The following is a 3,539-nucleotide window of genomic DNA, read 5'->3' as shown; positions in this document are numbered from 1 at the left end:
ATTGGGCATTGGGATTTTAAATTGTTCAAACTGATAAAAACAGCTAAACATATACCAATTTTAAAAAAGAGACCCTAATTTTCCCAAAAATCCTTTCTTTAGCTAAAAAGATATGGGTAAGTTTCAATAAAAAACTGCTTGACAAAAAATATTCAAAATAATTATACTTTTTTGTTTAAGGCAAAAAATTTTTTTGAAAAAAGTTATTACAATAGAGTATACTTTTATTAAAATGAAAGAACAGGAAGAAAATCACAAAAATATACGGGGGGGGGGGTAATTCTAACTACCCTAAAGGGTTTTTATATAAAATTGAAGGCAAGCCATTTTCGGCTTGCTTTTTTGTTTAGAGGAAAAATTAGAGGAAAAATGAATAAGAGAAACACCCCGTCCCGTCCCTCTCAAGAGGAGCGGAACATCCCTCTAAAAGAGGGGAACAATTTCCCTTCTTTGAAGGGGTGTCAGACGAAGTCTGACGGGGTAGTTAAGGAGGTAAAGTAAAATGAGAAAGACAATTTTTGGATGTCTGATGGCTTTAGGGTTTTTGGCTTTTAAGCCAATTTGGGCAGAGACTTATGTTTCTGGGACAATTACCAGCAACACAACATGGGCTTTAGCAAATAGCCCTTATGTTGCAACAGATACTGTATATGTAGCAGAGGGCGTAATCTTAACCATTGAGCCAGGGGTAACTGTAAGGTTTGCAACAGAGACCTCTTTAATTTGCTATGGCACATTGAATGCTGTTGGCAATACAGGAACGATTACATTTACTTCAAGCCAAACTATACCCTCTGCTGGTGATTGGAAAGGGGTTAAGCTCTCTGGAAGTGGAGCAAGTGGAAGTCAAATCAAATATTGCGATATTGGCTATGCAAAGCAGGCGGTGTATTTGGAAAATGCCCTTGGAATTGTAATCACCCATAATTATATCCACAATAATAAGGGAAATGATGGTGTAACAGGTTATCATGGACAACCAGGTGAATTGGGATGCGGAATATATCTTTCAACCTCAACTAACATTCTCGTTGCTTCAAATACTATATCTGAGAATATAGGAGGTCAGGGAGGAGCGGGTGCAGAATGGAGCTTAGGGGGTCAGGGTGGAATTGGTGCGGGGATCTATCTTTCTTCTTCAACTAACATTATCATTAGCTCAAATACCATCTCTAACAACATAGGAGGAACTGGAGGAACAACAAGCGGTTATTACGGGATAACACCTCCTCAAGGTGGAATTGGTTGTGGAATATATCTTTCTTTATCAAATGGAAATACTATTGATTTAAATATTATCTTTGATAATACAGGAGGAAATGGAGGAAATGAAAGCTTATTTTATAACCAGGGTGGTGCGGGTGGCCAAGGAAATATTGGTTGTGGGATATATTTCTTGTCTTCGATGGGAAACACTCTCACTCAAAACAAAATATCTAATAGCCAAGGAGGTCAAGGAGGAGTAGGCGATCAGGGTTCAATCGGCGATCCTGGTCAGGGATACGGAATATATATTAAATCAGATAGTTACAATAACTTCATCGATACAACCAATACTTATAATGGTGAGTCTATCTTTTATTATTATGGAATCACAACCCCAACTATAATTGAAAATCAGAATTTAACATTAGCTGGTTCAGGTTCAACAAACTTAGGAAGGATTGTCTTAATCAATTGTTCCAATTTTACAATAAGAAACAATACAATCTCTGGAGGAATTGGAGAAAGTGGAACAACAGGCAGCGGTTATAATATTTCAGGTGATCCCGGAGGAATTGGCTGTGGAATATATCTTTCATCTTCAAGTGGAAATACCATCTCAAACAATACCTTCTCTCAAAACCAAGGAGGACAAGGTGGAACAGGAGGCAAGGATGGTCCTGGTGGTTCCGGAGGAATTGGCTGTGGAATATATCTTTCATCTTCAAGTGGAAATACCATCTCAAACAATACCTTCTCTCAAAACCAAGGAGGACAAGGTGGAACAGGAGGCAAGGATGGTCCTGGTGGTTCTGGAGGAATTGGCTGTGGAATATATCTTTCATCTTCAAGTGGAAACATCTTTACACAAAACACTATATCAGATAACATAGGAGGTAAAGGAGGAAATGGTACCATGCGGGGTTTAGGAGGTCAAGGGGGAATGGGTAACGGGATATATCTTTCATTCTCATCAACTAACAATACTATTAGGCAAAATATTATTTCCAATAGCATTGGAGGATGTGGAGGAATACCTGGTTCCAGAGTTGAAGGCAATGCAGGTTCTGGTCAGGGATATGGAGTATATATTGAACCAGATAGCTACAACAACATTATTGATACTTCTAATATCTATAATAGCGAACCTATTTATTATTACTATAATCAATCAGGTGTCACTATTGAAAATCAGAATTTAACATTATTTGGCTCTGGCTCAACAAACCTGGGAAGAATTGTTCTTATAAACTGCCAAAACTTTACTGTCCAAAATAATACAATCTTTGGAGGGATAGGTGAAAATGGAATAACATGGTATGTTTCTGGTGGGATGGGAAGTGGGATATACCTTTTAAATTCACTCAATATTATCATATTAAACAATGTTATTTCAAACAACAGCGGAGGTTTGGGAGGAGCAGGTGGCAATTTAGGTTCAGGTGGCTCTGGAGGAATTGGTTGTGGAATATACCTTTATTCATCAACAAATATTACAATCTTAGGAAATACCATATCAAATAACATAGGAGGGCAAGCAGGAACAGGTGGTCCGGGTGGTGGCTTACCTGGAGTTGGATATGGTATATATTCCATCTCAAATTCCTCCTTTACAACCTATTATAATAGCCTCTTTGGCAACAAAAATGGCGACTTAACCAAAGGTTATGGCGTTTATCATGACGGCTCTTCAGGAACAATTTCTGCAACCTTTAACTGGTGGGGAGCAAATTCTGGACCAGAGCATCCAGTTACAAATCCATCAGGTCAAGGCGATAAGGTAAGCGATTGGGTTGAGTATAGACCATATAGACCTTATACCCTAATTATACTCTCTCCATCCTCTGGTCGTGTTGGAACAGAGATTACTATAGAAGGAATGGACTTTTCTACAAATACCCATGTTTCCATTGACTTTGGAACCCACCTCACTATTACAACAACTCTCTCAAACGAAAATGGCGTATTCTCCACCACCTTTATTGTAGACACTCAACCTTCCTGCACAAAGATAATTACCGCAAGGGACGAAGAAGGCAATATCGCTGCTGGCTTCTTCAAGATAACGGGAAGGATTGTCTTAGTCTTTCCAACATCAGGCTTTGGCGGCTCAATAGTCACCCTTCAAGGTGTAGGTTTTTCATCAGGAGAACAAATAACCATAGACTTTGGAACAATGCCAACCATAACAACAGCCTATTCATCAGCCAATGGCACCTTCTCAACAACCTTTGTGGTCAACACCCAACCTCCCTGCACAAAGCTTATTACAGCAAGGGATAGCAAAGAAATAGCAATAGCCATATTCTTGCTTGTTCCAAACCCAAAGATTATAA

Annotated in this window: 1 protein-coding gene; it reads left to right on the top strand. The window is 38.9% G+C overall.

Going from position 1 to position 3,539, the window contains the following annotated elements; genetic code table 11:
• Positions 1–502: 502 nt before the first annotated feature.
• Positions 503–3,539, top strand: a 3,037-nt coding sequence (locus AB1630_11275; GenBank protein ID MEW6104374.1) for a right-handed parallel beta-helix repeat-containing protein, incomplete at its 3' end; no start/stop codon positions are given.

This window comes from bacterium, assembly GCA_040753555.1.
In the GTDB taxonomy this organism is placed as follows: domain Bacteria; phylum UBA9089; class UBA9088; order UBA9088; family UBA9088; genus JBFLYE01.
The sequence above is the reverse complement of the archived record's forward strand: the minus strand, read 5'-3'. Positions and strand labels throughout refer to the sequence as shown.